This is a genomic window from Candidatus Nitrosocosmicus oleophilus (assembly GCF_000802205.1).
GTDB classification, from domain to species: Archaea; Thermoproteota; Nitrososphaeria; order Nitrososphaerales; family Nitrososphaeraceae; genus Nitrosocosmicus; species Nitrosocosmicus oleophilus.
The window spans coordinates 632,922-652,693 of record NZ_CP012850.1; the positions used below are offsets into that span (position 1 = coordinate 632,922).

Sequence of the window (19,772 nt, forward strand, 5' to 3'; positions counted from 1 at the left end):
AGTTTCATAATTTATGGAAGGTGATATTGTCACTCATCAACAAAAAGCCTTATATCATTTTTACCATAAATCGTGTTATGAATTACCGCACAGACACTGAACCTGGTTCTTCTGGGTCAAAGGTGCTAAATAACGAAGTAGAAAATAAAAAAGCTATAAAGGAAATATAAGATAAACTGAATGAACTAGCTCCGTCATTGCATAATTCGGTTAACCTAACTACCATTAAGGACCTTGAATTACGTGTATCCGAATTAGAGGGGAAAGTAGAAAAAATTCTTAGTATTCTAGAATCAAAAAAAAGATTGTAATTGACCATATAAATTCATGTATTAAAAATTTGACAAAAATTACTCTAACATTAACAAGAATCATGGTATTGAGGAGATGGCATTAGTTTACATGTCAGGTAGTCATGGGTTTCGATCAAAGTTCAGGATCTCAAATCTGAAACCTTAAGAAAGTTCCGCTAATTTACTTGCTATCAACAAATTAAGTAGAATACCCGAGATAAGGTGTTGAGCGGACCTCCAGCTTACTTCTATATTATTTTTTTGGTAAAGAATTAGATCACCATAATATTTTTAATTTAGTTATTTATGACAAGTACCTTTTGCTCCAAAAATCAATTAAGACGCATTTAATATTTTCAAAACGATATACTTTGAGTAACAATTATTTAGAATATCATTAGACAATGAATACTCGTATACATTATATGACTTGAAATACCTTGTTTATTTTTCAAATAAGTTCCTTAATTTTTATCTCGAGCTTGTTTATAGAAATAGTATTGAAGTATGAGTATGAACAATAACATAAAGCAAAAGACAGTTTTAATAATCTATAATAATTATGATGTTAAAGACTATGTAGATACTTTAAGAAATAACAATATTCTAGTCTTGTTATACTCCGATCCTATTTTAGCTCTTAAGGAGTATAAACCCAGATTCTATGATTTGATCCTCTTGGAAACCAGATTAACAACTATGTCCGGTTTTGAATTTTATTCTTTAGTAAGTAAGATAGAAAATATCCCTGTTTGTTTTCTAACTAATTTATCTACGTATTATAATAGTCTAGGTAATTTTTATCATGATATTGATATAGGTTGCTTTATCAGTTTAACACATTCAACTGATACATTTCTTAAACTAATTCAAGTGAAATTGAACAATTAAATTTTATTTCTCCAATTCAAAATTACACTATTCATAACTTAATTTGTCATATAGTAATTTGTTAGTTATGACACTAATTTACAAAAACGTTAAATATCATTTTACTAACCGGTAAATAAGTGAATGTCAAAACTATTTTCAAACTCATTATTAATTCTAGGGATTATAGAGGATGTAGACATTAAGAGAATCCAAAAGGCAGAATATTTCCATCGTTCTTATCCAATAGATGATCTTGTTCAATCAATCAGAGAAAAGAGTTTGCTTCAGCCAATTATTGTTAGACCTGTAAAAGAGAACTTTGAGATCGTAGCTGGCAATAGAAGATTTGATGCTTGCAAAAATTTGGGTTGGAAAAAGATCATATGTCATATAGTGGAACTAAACGACAAGGAGTCTTTTGAGATTTCCCTTACAGAAAATATACAGCGTAAAAATTTAGATCCAATTGAGGAAGCACGATTATACGAAATATATGTATCAAAACTTGGGTGGGGAGGGATATCTGAACTTGCATCTAAAATAGGAAAAAGTGTTTCTTATGTCGATAGACGACTTAGGCTGCTTGATCTACCCAGCGATGTAGTTGAATCTATTTCTCATTCATTGTTAACGCCATCAAGCGCTGAGGAATTAATTACAGTTAAAAGTAAAGAAATTCAATCATATTTAGCCAAACTTATAGTTGAAAAGAAATTGTCCTCAAGACAAACAAAGGACATGGTAAATCAGATGGAGTCAGCAAATGATTATGAAAGTTTTGAATTCTTAAATGGAACCAAAATTATTGACATTGATAATTTTACTTCAAAAATATTTGACAAGTCAATTACTATACTAAAGATTGCTTCAAATAAGTTAGGGACCTTAATACCTGAGATAGAAGAGAATTGGATAATATACGAATTGTTGATGCAACATAAAACTGTAATAGATAATAGAATTGATATATTGATAAAACAAAAGAGAAAATTATAGCATTTTTAGAATTTTGCCGCGCGGCAAAAATTATCTTACCATTGTATGATTCTTAGCATTCGATGAAAAGGTATAACTAATGGTTAGTAAATGTTGTCAAAAAAACTAAAATACTATAATATGAAACATTTGCTATGTCAATATCAGAATCTGATAAATTCAGATCCTCATATGAAGAAGAACAGGAAGAGTATATCTCTAACCCGGAAATGGATTATGAATCATTTGCTCTTCAAGCCGAATCTGAAAACTTTAATTCAAATGAAACGATGTTACCAGAGCAAGAATCAATGATCAATCAGACTGAGCAATTTGAAAATGAACAATTAGAGGAATCCGAGACCGAATATCAATTATTTGCTAACGAATTAAGAGATTCTGATTTCGAAGGTATGGCCTTTGAATTCGTACAACAATTAGGATCAAATTTTCAAGGATATACACAACAAATCGGGATAACTGGTGAATCTGAACAAATCATGGCCAGTCCTGAATCTGATAATCTTGTTAATGGTTACTTTGAAAATTCAGTAGCCAATATGGTTCCTAGTCTCGAAAGCGAAATGGATTCATTTTCGAACTATATACAAACTCAATTTCCAAATGGTGGAGAATATGAAACCTTTTCCTTGTTGGTAGATAGATATCAACCAATTCAATCTGAAGATTTTGTGAAAAGATTTGCTAGAAGGATTGCAAAAGCATCAAAAGGGTTTGTCAAAAGGGGATTAAAAAAAATCGGAGGTGCTGTAAAAGCAGTCGCAAAGGCTGGAAAATGGTTAGTAAATAAAGGCATCATACTTGGATTAAGAAAATTTATTAATTTTGTCAAGGGTAATATCAGAAAAATATTAAGAATTTTTGTAAGACGAGCTATAAGGGGATTGCCCCCAATATCAAGACCCTTCTTTACAAAGGCTGCAAGAAGGATAGGGTTGGCAGAGCAAATGTCTCCTGAAATGGAGCTTCAAAATGAGATGGTATTTGAAAATGAACAATTTAATACCTTCATAACTAGTGAATTAGAATTTGAGACTGAAAGTATGGTCTATGATGCTGAATCTGAAAATGAATCAGAAGAGGAATTTAATGCATTACAAGAAAATGAAAACCAGATTGCAGAGATGATGGAGGAATTTGACCGTCAGCTCTTTGCATTTGGAGAAAATGAACTCAACAATATTGTAAATTCTGAAGCCTCAAACCCATACAACCCTGAATCATACACACCTGAAGCCTCAAACCCATACAACCCTGAATCATACACACCTGAAGCCTCAAACCCATACAACCCTGAATCATACACACCTGAAGCCTCAAACCCATACAACCCTGAATCATACACACCTGAAGCCTCAAACCCATACAACCCTGAATCATACACACCTGAAGCCTCAAACCCATACAACCCTGAATCATACACACCTGAAGCCTCAAACCCATACAACCCTGAATCATACACACCTGAAGCCTCAAACCCATACAACCCTGAATCATACACACCTGAAGCCTCAAACCCATACAACCCTGAATCATACACACCTGAAGCCTCAAACCCATACAACCCTGAATCATACACACCTGAAGCCTCAAACCCATACAACCCTGAATCATACACACCTGAAGCCTCAAACCCATACAACCCTGAATCATACACACCTGAAGCCTCAAACCCATACAACCCTGAAGCTGAAATGGAAACGGAAAATAATCATGAGAATATGACTTTGGCTTATGATAACTTTGTAACTAACCTGAGGAATGATTTATCATCTTTCAACCTACAGTATGAACAATTCGCCCCAGCAATAATAACAGGTGCTAGAATTGCATTCAAAACGATACCACCTCTTAGGCGTAAGGTAATAAATTTAATTGCACAAGGTTTGCATAAATTATTAGGTAAATGGATACCAAAAAATATTGGCGATGTTGCTTACAAACCTCTGGCTAATATTCTCCTAAAACTAATGGGACTTGAAAGCTCTCATCCTAATCAATATACTGAACAGAGAGTATTTGCAGAAGCATTAGCCAATACCACGTTAGAATCATTAGTTAATACATTTAATTTGCCACAATCTATATTAGAAGGCGACAATTATACACTCGAGGCTGAAGTTGAGGGAATAGTTCAGCAAGCTGCCCTTAATAATTTTCCAGCCAGCGTTGTTCCAAGAATGGGACCAATTTCACAGTCCAGAACTTCATTACAATTTGTTTCTAGAGGTAAATATCAGATCTTAAATAGACCTATAAGAATAGTACTAACACCGTCTCAAGTAAATAGTATTAGGCTAAGAAATTCTTTGACACTCAATAGATTCCTTAGACAAAATTATAATTGGGATGGGAAATCTATCGTAACTATAGACGTAAGCGTATTCAGAAACCTTGCGGGCATGGCCAGACCATTTAAGATACTTCAAGACCATTTTGGAAAGGGTAGAAGAATTAGAATAACAATAGCACATTTAAGACGACTTTACAGATTAACTAGAAGAATCTCTAGACTTTTTAGACTATCTAGATTTTGGTCGTCATCATTTCCTGTATACTTTATCATAAACAAAGTTTCTATTTCTGGTAATCTAGGAAGACTGTCCATGGAGTCTGTAGCTCCAAGATCCTCACGGACTAGAGGAAATGATGTAAGGGCAAAATTAGATACGCTGGGTCGCCTTAATCTGTCATTTTATATTGATCAGCCAACCATAAACAAAATCAAATCTCTAGGCGGTACAAACATCTTGACAGGACTTAGAACGATGATGACAAAAATGTCATCTTCAAGTCAAACGTGGTTGCTAAATCTGCTAACTAAACTAAGGATCCCTAGATTCATTTCTCGTGGTATAGTAAGGTTATTGATGAGAGTAGCAAGACACTATATCAACAGATATAGCTCTTCAATACTAAGAAGGGTAAATGCTCTAATAAATACTTCAAATGGTTTAACTATAAAACTTCGCGTTCAATTGCCGACTAATTTTGTCCAGTCAATACGCAGAATAAATCCATTGAGGATACCGTCATTACTGAAATCACTAAGAAGGCTGTCGATCTCTATCTTGGTATTGCGTGGATATTCTTTGTGATTCCAAGCAGTAAGTCCAAATCAAGTAGTTGATTTAACATGTATCAAACCATTGCTGCTATATATGGTAAAGGTTTGCATAGAGATCAATCTAATGCTATTTTTCTTTTAAAGAACTCTCTGAATAGCTTAGACCATGCAATTCACAATTTGACAAACCCAGTATCAAAAATATCTGAACAAGCAAGAATGCATCTAAGATTTAATCAGAGGATCGCTGTTGAAAATTCCTTCTCACTAAGGACAGTATATCTGAGAAGATTACTCGCAGATCTAAAGCATGAATTATCACAACCTGATCTAAGAATCCTAAATAATCTCAATCTTATACGACTAAAACTCGAAACTGTTAGGAATGAATATCTCAGAAGTGAGATGGTTTTTGGATATTATATTGATCTCCTTCACACCAGGGCCATAAGTGGAGTGGAAAGAATTCTAAAAGGATATGATGTACTTGCTACAGAAACACTAAGGGTCTTTCTTTCTCCATTAGGATATGAAATACCTACAGTTATTGTTTATTTGGAGCAAATTGGCGATGGTGCAGCCATAATGCGAGCGGATGTATCACTATGGGATAGATACAGAAATCCATGTGCTGTAATCAAAATGCCTCAAAGTAACATTTGTACTCCTAGATCATCAATATTTCATGAAGCAGGACATCAAATCGGAAGTATTACGGGTCTAAATAAAGAGGGGGCTGAATTATTGTTTAACACGGTAAGAAGTTCAGGAGGTAGTGTCGCACTTGCAAATTATTGGAAATTTTGTGCTACTGAGATCATTGCCGATCAAATTGCAACTCAGCTTACTAATTGGATAGGTGCGCTAACCATGTTCAACATATATTCAGGATCATCGGGTAGCACTATTGGTATTGCAGGTAGAATGTTTTTTGTAATACCTAGAGATCCACACTTGATGGGTTATCTAAGAATTCTATCCAATCTCGAATCTTGTAAACAAGCATTCGGTGTGGGTCCATGGATTGATTTTGAAGAATCATTTAAGATTCTTTATCCTACCTATTTAGCATCTCCAAATTCCTTAAAGATCATAGAAGAGTCTCAGGCTTTACTACCTTCCATATGTAGAGCTCTATCCCTAACCAAATTAAAGTCTCTTGGTGGAAAAAGCTTGGAAGAAATGTTTCCAATGAAAAAATCGTCACCAAATATGATAAAAAAACTTTTAAACTTGGATCTCTCTAACTTTTCCATAGATATGGTAACAAGAATAAGATATCCTTTTCAGACATTAGTTGCATTTGGAATTATGCAGATGATGGGAGGCAAATCCACTTACTGGGTAACATCTGAAATGGGAAAATGGTTAAATTTTTTGGGCGAACAGGAGATGAAATAATTACAATGAGTGCTCAGGGCATAATATCAAATTTGAATATCGGAGATGTAGATCCTATTCAAAGACTAGGAAGAAAGGCGTTATTACAATTTGTGGCTTTGGACTATTGCATACATATTCAATCTAAAGTGCTGGCCGCAGCAATAGTAGATGGTTTACTGCCTAATGTTGCGGACCCACTATTCGATAGTGCTAACGATTTCTTAAAGAATCCATACAAGTTAGATTCAAATATGATAATTGAGCTAACCAACTATGTTAGTTTTCCCCGTAGTATCAATACATATCCTGATGAGATTATGCGGGTATTCAGAGACTATTATATATCCATCTCAATGCAACAGATCCTTTCACACGTACTTGTCAATACCCAAAGAATAGTTGATCTACAGTATGTAGAATTGGAAAACATTTCTGGAACATCAGAATCCTATGGGACTACTGATCAAATTGATAGTGATATACTCGATTATTATAGAGATATTAGGAATAGTCATGTTAAAGAGGAACTCGAGACATCAAATTCTGGAACTCCATTGAAGGGCGAATATGAAGAAATAATAATAAAATTTATTGAATCTATAGCTGATTTATCTAACCTAGATCTGGAAAACCTTTTACAAAATAATATGAACTATGTCGTTGACGAGCTAGAAAGAGAACGGATATTATTGACAAACGTTTTTCCCTTTCCTACCATTCCAGCAGTATCCCTCCTCCAACCCGACGTGTTAAATTCCAACACTAATGAGATAGTTAAAAATAACTTAGATAACCATATGACTACATATACAGAAATTTTCAGATTGGCTGGATTAACAGAAGTGATCAATATTTTTGACGCTTATTTACCTAATGATATTGTAGGAATTGTTAATTCCGACATTTTTTCTTCTATATTGGATTATTGGGGTCACTTATTTACCGAAAGTCGACCTGTGATTATTAATACCTTAACAACCACCTTGCCTAAAATTTCCGAAAAATTCGTGACTACTGTTACACCGTCAATATCCCAACAAGATCTTCGTTATAATTGTTTGAGATTAATGATTGATTATTTGCAAAAAACCATAAGATCAATAAGATTAGATGAGATGCAAAATATTTCTGAAAAGCCTACTGCTGCAAATTCGGTGGTTTTGTTTAGAAGTTTAAGAGCGATGACTGACGGCCTAATCAAACCTGTACCTGCGACTAAATTATTGGATCCAACATGGACTCCAGATGGTGATCTAACTGGAAGGCTGGGGTACATGTTTAACTGTTTATGGGTTTTATCCGCAGAAAGAGAGTTAAATACACTATTTAAGTTTGCATATGATGTTATATATGCATCTAATCCAGCCGTGGATCCTTACGGCTTGGGCAGCCAATCTCTAGGTGGATTAAAGGTAATTCCCGCGGCGGTCTTTCCTGGTAGCTTGGATTCAAGCAGTGCTTTGGAAAACTCCAAGAGTCTCATTGATCTGGATTTTGAGAACGATAAAAGGAGGATCAAAATCAAGGAAGAAAAGATGAAACGGTCTGGTGAACTAGAAAAAGTTATGATGAATGAAGGAGGGAGGTGGCTGATTTGAACAAATCTTCTTACACCTCCAGTCTGAAAATAGGGGTTCCGCAGGGTACCGTCCACCCCATATGGACTTACTATGTTTACTCTACCAACATTTACAACGTGATGAGAAGAGTATTGCGTACCTTCCTAATTACTAATAACCAATTTAGCTTAACTCCAGTAGAAGATCAAGAGGAAATCCAATTACTATTGGAAACCCTGAAATACGGTTATTCATCCCCTAAAACAACAATCGTCAGTGAATTTGGCTACGAACAATTACTTATTAATACTTTTCACAGAACATTTGGATTTTTTAACAACCCCAATCTGAAATATCCTCGATCTACTACCACGAATTCTAGATTCAAGAGCTTATTGGAGGATTCGGTCTTGCTAAATATAGCACAGGCTATTTGGAGTAAGAAAAGTACATTTCAATTGTTAGACGATCCAGCATCATTATATGAGCAAATTATCGACTTAAAAAGTATGTTACTGGCTTCTAAAACAAATACGATAGAATGGTTAAATAGATATTGGGTTAATATTTTTCATAGATTCTTTACCATATTGAACAATAGAAAACTCATTAGAGAAAAAATGGGTATAGTGGAAGTGGGTCCAGATAAGATACTCATAGCGCTTGGGGCTAAGTTTGGTGTCAACGTTCCAGTTGATACTCTCTATAGGTTCGAATTAGCTAACTATCTGAATACATTCTTGTTGAAGATAGAAAGAACAGATTGGAATGTAGATTCCACCGAAGCCTTGTATTCTAGTGACAACTTTTTTAAGCTTTTGTTCAGTGCTTATAAGGTAATAGAAAAAAGAGACTTTAAACGGGAAGTACAGTTTATAGCACCCTCTAATAGACAAACCGCATTTACTAGAGTATAGTAAATAATCCTTTTCGTGATGAGCTGTATTTCAAAAATAGTGCATCAATTTTTTTATTCTTAAAGTATGGAAAATAGACGCTTTTCTATTAGATGATTTTGTTAAAAGTCATATTGATTCTACTTCTTTGCTGCAAAAGACTGCCTAGCGCATCCAATACTCAGACAATAGTAGTATTTCTGAAAAAATACAAGAAAGTACCTTATACAAATACGACTTACATATGATTGTTTTCTATTTCTTTCAAAAAAGATATAGAATACAGAACATTTTGGTGCCATAGCTTTATAGAGACGTTAATAGAGTTTATTATGATAATTCAAAGATTTGAATATTAAGACATAACTAATATGTGATTATTTTTATGAAAATTTAGTTACCTTTTTCGATGGTTTTTCTAAAATGATTCAATTTCAATTTGAGAAAGTTACTATTATTTATATGAAGTATAAGTTTGAATTAATGTATTATTGAAGTACTCCTCTAAAATATTACAAGACCTATAAATATGTATTAGAATAATGGGTGTAATTCAAATGCCTGGCTATTTAAATACTTGTTACTAGATTAATAAACTATGTCCATTCATAGATTTCCCTTAATTAGAAATACTGATCCTGCAATTTTCTCTAATGAACGCTATCTAGATAATTTTGTTGAAATTGATTATGATAAAAATTATAAATCGAACCGAACAAATAATCCAAAAATTCTGAAACTGAAATATAGAGATAACGTTACAATCGAAATCTTGCAAGATCACATTCGACATGATTTTCTTAATCATGATTATGCTATTCGAAGTTTCAAATTTTATATGGGATTTCAGAATCGATTATATCCATCCAGTTTAAATCCATACACTGTTCCTAGGTTGTGTTACATAAAATCAAAAATCATAGAAATTACCTCGATTACAGATATGGATAGAATGGTCCTAATTCCTTCGCGGAGATTTCCCTTAAGTAATTCAGAAAATGAAAATTATGAGTTAGGATCAATCAAAAATGAGGAAAATTTGTTCGGAATTTTTCGGAATAGAATGAGCCTTGAAAAGAGGTACCTCAAAGCCAGATCATTAGTAGGAAAAAAAGGGATTTACGTAGTTCTTGTATATAATATTTATTTCTATGACGGAAGAATTTATGAAGGAGCATCTATTAATACGGGGGATCCTAGATCCCTGTTCAATGGACAATCACATGCAGAAGGACAATTCGATATACAATTTCGTAAATTGATAACAATAGGTGGCTACAATTCAAAAAATATTAGAGAAGTGATTATTAAAATTTCTCATAGCCCGTGCCAGAAGTGCGGACGTACTCTACATAATCTTCAGCAAAGTCATCCAAAAATTAAATGGACCTTAATTTATGAACAATATTGGGAAGGAGAAAGTAAAAATGCTCCTATGATAGCAAGGCGACTATTGCGTGTTTTCTTACCTGGTTGGAATATTTATCCACCACCGTAATCTCCATTTTACGATTTTCTCTTATCGTTACAATTTATAAACTGAAAAATAGAGACTTTCTACAAACTTATTATGCAAAAAAATTGGATACATGTTAGAAGGGAAAACCCGTTAAATGGATGACGAATATATTATTATCATATCAGGTTATATATAGAATGATTAGACTTTGAGTAATAAAACCAAATTGTCCATCTTATTTACATGTCCACACCACGGGATAATGAGGCTGGATAGACAGAGTATACGAGTCAAAGATCATCTACCTGATTCATGCAAGAAAGATCTGGGTCAAAAATTTAGCGATGATAATGATTTATTTACTCGACAGCTAACTGCAAGTATCGTAGATAATATACAAAGAAAAAGTGGAAAAAAACCGTATGATCAGGTAGCGGAATTTCACAGAAAGTATGTTGATTACAATAGATGTGAGGAATGTGCGTTTGAATTATCAAGCTTTTTAGCTAATCGAGCATACTTAGAATATCACAATGAGATATTACAAATAATTGAAGAAATGGTTCCAGAAAATGGGAATAGCTTGGCATTTTTATTCGATATTCATGGTACAGATCGAAAATCTATACAAGTTGAAGGTCAAAATTTTCCTTTTCAAGTGCTAATTGGAACTGATGAACAAAGGTCTATTCAAGCACTAACACAGATTGATTCGCAAGCTTGGTGGCATGATGGTAAGGGTCTAATACCACGGCTGCAGGGGAAAAACATAACAGTATTTCCTCCAAATAAAGATCTAGAAATCCAGAATCATATACTTGATGGTGGTTACACTATACAAAAGTATGGTAGTTCTCAATTCAAAAAAAGATTAGCAGCAATTCAAATCGAAGTCATTTATGAGATACGAACAGATAGGGATAAACGTCAAAAACTTGCTGAAGATTTAGCTGATTGCATTTATGAGTTTACTCTTCCATTTATACCCCATACTTAAATATTGAGACTTGACAATTAGAATCTAATCAAAATGTGATATTGGTTTCTCATCATGAACACATCTGCTTGTATGAGCATAAGATTTAATACAAATTTAATTATACTAGATCAGCTAATACATGACCCTCTTATTGAATACTCAAGGTTTTTGGATCATGTTCAACAGACGATGTGCATATATATTGAAAGTATTAGAGTATGTTTTAGTCATTCAATAAACAGTCTGAGACAAACAAAAAAAACTATCTATTATAAATACTATAAAAAATACATAGGTGAAATGAAGATTTACGAAAAATTGATGTTACTTTTAACTATTGCCTTTATATTTACTATACCTCTTGATATTAATACTATAATACATCAACAATCTTTTGCTCAAATTAGCCCTTCTCCTGAACGATTGCCACCTACTTCTACACCACCATTTGAAGAACTACCTCAACAACAAAAAGCCACATCGACAAACAAAACATGTATTATAACTCCTTCATTAATCGAAGTGGAAGGTACACCTCAACAGATTGAAGGTCCATATTTTGTTGATAGCATGCCCAACCGTTCTGACCTCCGAGTGGAACCATCCGATGGCTCAATTCAAGAAGGAATTCCTTTGAACATAACTATCAATGTCTATAGAGTTGATGACAGCGATGGAAATGGAAAAGAAACTTGTGTTCCTTTTAGTGGTGCCATAGTGGATATCTGGGAAGCAAATTCTCAAGGACTATATTCTGGAGTTAGAGAAGATGGTACTCAAGGACTGGATTACCTTCGGGGAAACCAAATTACTAATGAAAATGGAACAGTGAAATTTCAAACAATTTATCCAGGATGGTATGAAAACAGAGCTATACATATTCACTTGAAAGTTAGAGATTTTGAAGGTCCAGAGAAAATCTTTGAATGGACTTCTCAATTGTATCTTCCTAATTCAATAAATGAACAAGTACATTTACAACCTCCGTACAATGACCATGGACCTGTCCCCATGACAAATGAACAAGATTTTATTTATACTGGGCCTTCTACTGATGGTTTGATAAAAAATAATACAGGAAATCACTTAATCCTTAACATATCCAAGTCCGATGGCGGATATAGTGGTACATTTAATGTGGAATTGAACGCTACTATGGATACATAACAAACATAGACGAAGTTTGGGACTCGAAGCCCTGTCATAAAAACAGGGAATCTAACAAATTGAGTTTATTATGATGTAGGAGATGGGTTTGTTTACATGCTAGATGGTTACAGGTTAATATAGTATTTACTAATGATAAAGTCAATATATCTAAGGCACCAGAAGAGGGATTTGAACTCCGTAGTTATACTCTAAGAGACAAATAAAATGAAAAATATCTCCAATTAAAAGATTGAAGAAAATGAATTATCAATGTATCTCTATTAGCCACTGGATAGGACAATGATCCTTTATTATATTTACTGACCTTCGATTGCATAATTCAGTTTAGCGTTTTCAGACGGTGGCCCACTACACTTTAGCCAAAAGTACTCAGAATCAACTATTGATGATAAACCGCAGGTAACAAGGTTCGTAGGCACTAAAGAATTAGTCAAACCATCTATTATTGACACAAAGTTCATCCAGTGATTGTCATCAATATTCGTATATGTGGCGTATATTTTATTCATGTCGCTAATCAACAGTTCTTTGACAAATTTAAGAGGAATGGTCTTAATCATGTTGAAAGAGGTAGCATTAACTACTGAAATCCCGTCATCATCTACCGCATAAAGAGTATTAGTATCTTGATTTAGTTCCATATAATAAGGCGTGTGTTGACTCAACTTGATAGTTGTTATCACTTCATTAGAAGTACCATTAATTACCGAGATGGTTCCTTCCTGATTGAGTACATAAACTAGGTTTGTATGACCATCAGGAGATATGGACTGGATTATTCTAATAGGGCCAATTCCAACCTTCACTGTATCTATGACTTTTTCAGCTTCGGTATCTACTATGGAGACGGTTCCATTCGGTTTGAAAGCGTATGGGCTTCCTTCGTTGGCTACATATATTCTGTGATTACTGTTGTCCACTATCATGTCAGAAGGTGTATTACCGATCATTATTTGATTCTTATCCCAATAAGCGGTATCATTAATTACAGTGATAGTTCCGTTAGTCCCGGACTCATAGTAACTATTAAGTACGTATAATGTATGCGGATATTCGTATCCAACTTCTATTGGTCTGTACCCGGTAAAGATTGTTTCACTTATTGTATTTGAAGTAATGTTTAATTCCTTAATCCCGGATGTAGTCCAGTCAGTAAAATAGAACATATTAGAGTATGGTCCATACAATTGGTTGAAATCATTATGACCAATGTAAATTTTGTCAGTAATTGTTAGTGTTGGAAGGTTTATTACAAGAATATTTGAATTCTCACAACATAGGAGGACGTTTAGACTATCTAATTTGGTTACTGTTGGACGATAATCCGAGTCAACAGTCATGTTAATTGGAGATAATGTATTAGACAATTCATCGAGTATAGATATTGATGATTGGGACCATCCATATGGAATAATAAACAATTCACCCTTTGAAGCTTCAGCCAATGAAACATCAGATCCTAGTCCCAATTTTAATCCAGAGAAAGGTACCGTATTTACAACGCTAGTTAGAACAGAGTCATTTTTTATATTTTGATCAGTGATGGCGAATTGTGAAATTTTCCCATCAGGATTCCATCCCTTTAAATGTCCAGTTTCGTTGTCCTGTAGTGTTACAAAACTTCTATTGATTTCTGAGGAGTTGTATGTCGTAGCTAAAGACGAATAAGAGTAATTATCAAAAGGATAAAAGTAGATAGCACTAATAAACAGAATGATTCCCAACACAGGAATTAAAGGGTTTATATTATTTGTCGTACCATGGCTTTGAACCCCTATCTAATAAACCTTGTGTTAATATTCTAAGTATTATAAAATATTGTTTGAAAGTTTGAATTTTTCCTGATCCTTGTGATGTTATTAATAAAAAAATTTGTTTTGTATTAAGAAACATTGGGCATATTTAATGGAGTTAGATATGTCATGCTTGAATTCATTTTACTGATTCCTCGTTCCCAATACTCTCGTCTGCTATTGCATCAAGTAATGAATTAATGGATAATGTTTATCTAGATGATTTCAGTTTCGAGATAGGTAGTGACTGTATAGCCGAGGGACTTTAAAATGGGACGGATTGCACCATTTCAGAAGTAATATGACCATGAAGTGAAGAAAGAGCTTTCGAGGCGTTTCCATCTTTATAATGAATGTCTATTCCTAATTGATAGAGTATTTGGTACTATTTTTCTAGTCTTCATTGAAGATCATCATAGGAATTGATAAGTAATCCAAATAGACAAAGGAGGTTTGGGACTCGAATCTACGTCTTTCGGACGTGGGTTCCAACAAAAAAGGGCCTCCTACTCTTTAAACCACTTGACTAATCAAGGTCCGGGCCCGGTGGGCTTCAGGACGATATCAGTCCTATAATGTGGGTTCTATTGATTATTGACTGTATCGACTATCCATCCATTTGAATTCAAAAGAAGTTTGTAGTTATTCTAAAGTCCTCTCATTGCTATTTGGCAAATCCATAACACTGCCTTTAATTGGTTTATCTGGTTGTTCGAGAACTCCATCATCTTGTATTGGTGCCGCAGGACCAGATGGTGAGGATGGTGGAGGATTTGGTGGTGTATCAAGCATTTGAAGCTCCTTTTGGGTGCAATTGACATAACCTTCGCCTTCTACCCACGCACACTTTTGACAAAATGATTCTCCCAAGATACTGCCTTTAATTTTTTCTCTCCAACAACAAGTTTGATATTTATCATTAGGTCCAGACCATGAGCAATTACCACTATTAGAATATCCTGGGGCTGGTCTTTCAGCAAATACAAAAGTTGTACTAGAAACTAACCCTGCCATCAAAAGAGTCATAATAGCTGCTATCACAACATTACTTTTGATCATCATTCCTTATTCAACTTCTTTTTGTTTCCACTATCAATATTATTTGCATAAAAAATAGATATTTCGTACTTTTGGATATGATTTATAAAATACATGAACTTCATGTTCACAAAAAGTATTTTAGAATAACTAACAAATTCTAAGAATTTTAGACTAACAATAACATTAATCAAACTTAGGACGAATAGTTCAGTTAAAGACAATAGGCCTGGTGGGTTTAGTAATAGATATATTACGAATCCAAATTGCAAGTAATAACTATCATTGGTATAGATGTTACGATTTTGCAGATGAAAGCAGGATTAAGATCATCTTTCTAAATATCTTACATATTTCATTTCAATCGAAATAATGTTCAAAAATAACAAGATTATTAAACATAGTCATCTTAATCCTTTATTGAAGATTATGATACCCAAATTAATGGTCATGAGTTTATTGTTGGTGTCTACTGCGATTATCTTTTTCTCTCTTTGTGACGACTACGCATTAGGGCAATTTCAAGAAACTTCAAATGGTTCTGCGCCTACAGGTATGAATTTTTATTTTAATCCCATTTATAATGCATCAATTAATTATCCATCTAACTGGTCTGTGAATGAAACCGATCCGGACGCTACGGACAGGGTTGACCTTATTGCTACGTTTGTATCGCCCTATGAAACTTATAATGATAATTATACTGAATATGTAGAGGTGTATAGGGACGATGGAATTTTTTATGAAGCCGATTTAAATGAATATTTGCAAGAAGGGATTGATACTTATCAAAATATTTCCAATAACTTTACTATAATCGATTCTTCAACTTCAGGTACTCTTTCTAATCTCCCTGCTTATACTCTTAGTTATTCTCAAGTCATTGAGGGCCAAGATGGTCAAGAACCTATTAAACTTAAAAACTATGAGACAGGCACTTTGGTAAACAATACTGGATACTATATTACTTTTGTTGGAGAAGACAAACAATTTGATAAATACTTACCTATTGCAAAGCAAATGATCGACTCTTTCGAGTTGCTGTTGCCTTCATCTGTGAATTTAACCTATCCATCAGATGAATTAGAGGAATTAGATACTGGAACCAACGAGACCATTCCAACAAACAACGCGACTAATTCTAATCTTACTACAATAAATGATTCAAATGAAGATAAAATTATTAAGAACTCTACTGGCACGTCCAAGAGTGAAACTTTCTCTAAATTAGTTCAAGCCCTACGTGACATTCTTCAGCGTAACAACTAGTATAGTATGAATGGCATTTGAACATTTGTTGTATTCAAACATTCATGAATGGTGAAAGAAATAAAAGGATAGAACTCATAAACCACTACTCACGAGAATTTAGTCAAAATATGTAACCGATAAAAAGATTAATGTATCATAAAAGACTTAACCATTGACTTCTTCAGGTTAGAGGAACTATTTTTAACGTTTGATATACTTTCTTATGGTTTTGCTCACTTTAATGTATCCTTTGTAATAATTAGTCTAGATACCTTTTATAAATAGAATCAAAACAAGGATTTCTTATCACAATCCACCTGAGTAAGGACACGGTGGAAATATGTGGGCTAAAAACTATAAGGATTGGAAAGGTTCAACATTTTCCTTTAATCTTCTATTACTCTTATAAAAAAATATACAATAAAAAAAATGTTCTATATCTTCTAGTATAGTTATACATAATCAATAACTTTGAAATTACTACTAGTAAATTGGTGTACCAAAGTCACAATATACAAGCATTTCCCGTATTTAGCTTTTTTGTGTTTTTGTTAATTTCATCCTCTTTTTGCTCAACAATTCAACTCTCTTATGGTGCCTACGCCAAAGCTCCTCGATCACCATATGGACCTACAGTGAATGACGATACTCTCACAGTTGAAAAAGTTACAGATAATTTAGATATTCCTACGAGCATGGCATTTCTAGGTCCTAATGACATCCTGGTTACAGAAAAAACTACAGGTAAGGTAATGAGGATCTTGGATGGACTGGTGATGCCGCAGCCAGTTTTGGATGTCCCCGTAGCATCACTAATTGAGCGAGGATTACTCGGTATAGCTGTTTCCAAGAATATAGCAGAAGGAAAAACATATGTTTTCCTCTATTATACCGAATCTGGAGATGGAATAGATGAAAGTGACGCAAATAATCTTGTCGATCCATTGGGAAATAGGCTTTATCGTTACGAATTTGTTGATAGCAGATTAATAAATCCAGTTTTGTTATTGGACTTGACCGCAATTCCTCCAAACACTAGAGGTGAACATAATGGAGGCAAAATCCGAATTGGTCCAGATGATAATGTATACTTGATAGTTGGAGAAGTGGGTGGTCACAGAACTCAGGCACAAAATGTGTTCGATGGTCCAGCTCCAAATGGACTTGGAGGCGTACTTAGAATTAGTCAAGATGGTGGAATAGTAGATCCAGATAATCCTATTTTTGGTGATGGATTACCGCTAAATGTTTACTATGCAATGGGCATTCGAAATAGTTTTGGTATGGATTTTGATCCTCTAACAGGCAATCTTTGGGATACTGAAAACGGACCTGACACCGGTGATGAAATAAATTTAGTATTTCCGGGATTTAACAGCGGCTGGGTTCAAATTCAAGGTTATGAAGATGATGATTTACTAGAGAATGAAGCATCTGAAGCTAATTTGACAGAGTTTGGAAATAGTGAATATGCAGATCCAAAATTTGTTTGGGATACGACGATAGGCATAACTGCACTAAAGTTCCTGAATTCAGACAAACTGGGTAAAGAATATCAAAACAATATGTTCGTCGGAGACATTAATAATGGTCTCCTATACCGATTTACCCTTAATGAAGATCGAGATAATATTTTCATCAATGATACTTTTGTTGGTGATATCGATTCATTAGATGATAATGAAATAAATGACCCTAAAGAGAACCAGCCAATAATCTTTGGACAGGGTTTTGGAGGAATAACTGATATTCAGGTCGGTCCAGATGGCTACCTATACGTTTCAAGTTATTCAGGCTCTTTATATAAAATACTACCAGTATCTGAAAGCACTACTCCAAAGAATCAACCTAACTTGACCCCACAAAACACTACCTTGACAAATCAAACCGTTTCTGCAGTTATTTTAGGAATAGACGGAGATGATTCATATTCACCAGAACCAATTGAAATAAGGGCAGGTCAGACTGTTACTTGGCATAACGGAGATACCATATCACATACTGTTACTTCAGGACAAGATGGAGATCTAGATGAAGGAATCCTTTTTGATTCTGATGCTATAATACCTAACCAAGACTATAGCCTGACATTTGATACTCCTGGAGAATTCGATTACTATTGTATTTATCATCCCACTATGGTTGGTGAAGTAACAGTGAGTGGACCAGATGCATCTACATCTACATCAGAAGATTCTACAGATGAAGAATCAGATGAAGAAGACGGCTAGATGAGTATTGCATGTTTGCCTTGACAAATTAAAGGGCAAATATCTAGTGGTAAATAGAACGTGTATCCGCATACAGCTGCAGTCCATCTCTTTTCAAATTAGTAAATAAGAATAGTAACAGTTCTTATCCGTGGGGAAAGTTCCTAGTGGTAGTAGGGTTCTAATACAACTGTATGTCAACAGGTTCTTTTCAAGACAATTATTTTTTAAAATTAGTGTGATAATTGAAAGAAATAAATTCTCAAAGTTCCAATTGCTTTCGTGAAGGATAAACCATTTGATTTTCATGGTTCAAAGTTTACAATCAAGGTCCTTAGCTCCGAAACAGACTATAAATATACAGTTCTAGATATATTTCACCCACCCAATTTAGGTCCGGCGTTACATACACATCCAAAAGGTTCAGAAACTTTTTGCATAATTGATGGAGATTATCGCTTCATTTTAGATGGAAAATCGATCTTAGGTAGGCCCGGAGACACTATCTTTGTTCCGAAGGAAACTCCTCATCGATTTGAAGTAGGTCCAAAAGGTGGACATGCGATTGTAATTAGTCCCCCGGAACTTGAGTTTTATTTTTTCAAAGTCGGTGAATTGCTAGTTAAAGGACAGGTTTCTTATGAAGAAGAGTCAAGTATAGGAAAAAAGTATGGTCAGGTTTTTCTTGACAATACAAAACATTGGAGCTAATGTGATTATTTGTTATACATTAGAGACTATGAAGTCTAAATAAAATTTATAAACTATGATGATGAGGATATGTAATTAAAAATCACATTAGTTT

General features: G+C 34.1%; 15 protein-coding genes. 13 read left to right on the plus strand and 2 right to left on the minus strand.

The genetic code is table 11. The annotated features are described in order from the left end of the window. Window positions 1-26: 26 nt before the first annotated feature. The 10 genes from NMY3_RS03060 (at window position 27) to NMY3_RS03105 (ending at window position 12,672) form a co-directional block, all read left to right on the plus strand. On the plus strand, window positions 27-170 hold the full coding sequence (locus NMY3_RS03060) for a hypothetical protein (protein ID WP_196817478.1): 144 nt from the start codon (window positions 27-29) through the stop codon (window positions 168-170). A 636-nt stretch (window positions 171-806) separates the two neighbouring features. Next, window positions 807-1,184: a hypothetical protein gene (locus tag NMY3_RS03065; RefSeq protein ID WP_196817479.1), complete on the plus strand. Its 378-nt coding sequence runs from the start codon at window positions 807-809 to the stop codon at window positions 1,182-1,184. Between the two features lie 123 nt (window positions 1,185-1,307). Further along, window positions 1,308-2,162: a ParB/RepB/Spo0J family partition protein gene (locus NMY3_RS03070; protein ID WP_196817480.1), complete on the plus strand. Its 855-nt coding sequence runs from the start codon at window positions 1,308-1,310 to the stop codon at window positions 2,160-2,162. Window positions 2,163-2,296: 134 nt separating this feature from the next. Further along, window positions 2,297-5,260: a hypothetical protein gene (locus NMY3_RS03075; RefSeq protein WP_196817481.1), complete on the plus strand. Its 2,964-nt coding sequence runs from the start codon at window positions 2,297-2,299 to the stop codon at window positions 5,258-5,260. Window positions 5,261-5,298: 38 nt separating this feature from the next. Beyond that, window positions 5,299-6,630: a hypothetical protein gene (locus tag NMY3_RS03080; protein ID WP_196817482.1), complete on the plus strand. Its 1,332-nt coding sequence runs from the start codon at window positions 5,299-5,301 to the stop codon at window positions 6,628-6,630. Beyond that, window positions 6,594-8,210: a hypothetical protein gene (locus tag NMY3_RS03085; RefSeq protein WP_196817483.1), complete on the plus strand. Its 1,617-nt coding sequence runs from the start codon at window positions 6,594-6,596 to the stop codon at window positions 8,208-8,210. Before NMY3_RS03080 ends, NMY3_RS03085 begins: the two co-directional genes overlap by 37 nt. Beyond that, window positions 8,207-9,088, plus strand: a complete 882-nt coding sequence (locus tag NMY3_RS03090) for a hypothetical protein (RefSeq protein WP_196817484.1) — start codon at window positions 8,207-8,209, stop codon at window positions 9,086-9,088. Before NMY3_RS03085 ends, NMY3_RS03090 begins: the two co-directional genes overlap by 4 nt. 577 nt (window positions 9,089-9,665) lie before the next feature. After that, on the plus strand, window positions 9,666-10,565 hold the full coding sequence (locus NMY3_RS03095) for a hypothetical protein (RefSeq protein WP_196817485.1): 900 nt from the start codon (window positions 9,666-9,668) through the stop codon (window positions 10,563-10,565). Between the two features lie 169 nt (window positions 10,566-10,734). After that, window positions 10,735-11,523: a hypothetical protein gene (locus NMY3_RS03100; protein WP_196817486.1), complete on the plus strand. Its 789-nt coding sequence runs from the start codon at window positions 10,735-10,737 to the stop codon at window positions 11,521-11,523. Between the two features lie 282 nt (window positions 11,524-11,805). Then, window positions 11,806-12,672: a hypothetical protein gene (locus NMY3_RS03105; protein ID WP_196817487.1), complete on the plus strand. Its 867-nt coding sequence runs from the start codon at window positions 11,806-11,808 to the stop codon at window positions 12,670-12,672. Between the two features lie 299 nt (window positions 12,673-12,971). Here NMY3_RS03105 and NMY3_RS03110 read toward each other — a convergent pair whose 3' ends face one another. Beyond that, the gene (locus NMY3_RS03110; RefSeq protein ID WP_231100206.1) at window positions 12,972-14,402 is read right to left on the minus strand and encodes a YncE family protein; all 1,431 of its coding nucleotides are present in this window, start codon (window positions 14,400-14,402) and stop codon (window positions 12,972-12,974) included. A gap of 708 nt (window positions 14,403-15,110) precedes the next feature. Then, a complete protein-coding gene (locus tag NMY3_RS03115) occupies window positions 15,111-15,527 on the minus strand; it encodes a hypothetical protein (protein ID WP_196817489.1) in 417 nt (138 codons plus the stop codon). A 444-nt stretch (window positions 15,528-15,971) separates the two neighbouring features. Here NMY3_RS03115 and NMY3_RS03120 point away from each other — a divergent pair, with 444 nt between their 5' ends. From NMY3_RS03120 to NMY3_RS03130, 3 genes are all read left to right on the plus strand, one after another. Beyond that, window positions 15,972-16,775: a hypothetical protein gene (locus tag NMY3_RS03120; RefSeq protein WP_196817490.1), complete on the plus strand. Its 804-nt coding sequence runs from the start codon at window positions 15,972-15,974 to the stop codon at window positions 16,773-16,775. Window positions 16,776-17,392: 617 nt separating this feature from the next. Continuing rightward, window positions 17,393-18,988: a PQQ-dependent sugar dehydrogenase gene (locus tag NMY3_RS03125; protein WP_196817491.1), complete on the plus strand. Its 1,596-nt coding sequence runs from the start codon at window positions 17,393-17,395 to the stop codon at window positions 18,986-18,988. Window positions 18,989-19,249: 261 nt separating this feature from the next. Next, window positions 19,250-19,678, plus strand: a complete 429-nt coding sequence (locus NMY3_RS03130) for a cupin domain-containing protein (RefSeq protein ID WP_196817492.1) — start codon at window positions 19,250-19,252, stop codon at window positions 19,676-19,678. The last annotated feature ends 94 nt before the right edge of the window (window positions 19,679-19,772 follow it).

Coding starts and splice junctions, on each gene's coding strand:
- NMY3_RS03085 (WP_196817483.1), top strand. CDS start 6,594: ATGGTTAAATTTTTTGGGCGAACAGGAGATGAAATAATTACAATGAGT.
- NMY3_RS03070 (WP_196817480.1), top strand. CDS start 1,308: ATGTCAAAACTATTTTCAAACTCATTATTAATTCTAGGGATTATAGAG.
- NMY3_RS03065 (WP_196817479.1), top strand. CDS start 807: ATGAACAATAACATAAAGCAAAAGACAGTTTTAATAATCTATAATAAT.
- NMY3_RS03080 (WP_196817482.1), top strand. CDS start 5,299: ATGTATCAAACCATTGCTGCTATATATGGTAAAGGTTTGCATAGAGAT.
- NMY3_RS03115 (WP_196817489.1), bottom strand. CDS start 15,527: ATGATCAAAAGTAATGTTGTGATAGCAGCTATTATGACTCTTTTGATG.
- NMY3_RS03095 (WP_196817485.1), top strand. CDS start 9,666: ATGTCCATTCATAGATTTCCCTTAATTAGAAATACTGATCCTGCAATT.
- NMY3_RS03105 (WP_196817487.1), top strand. CDS start 11,806: ATGAAGATTTACGAAAAATTGATGTTACTTTTAACTATTGCCTTTATA.
- NMY3_RS03075 (WP_196817481.1), top strand. CDS start 2,297: ATGTCAATATCAGAATCTGATAAATTCAGATCCTCATATGAAGAAGAA.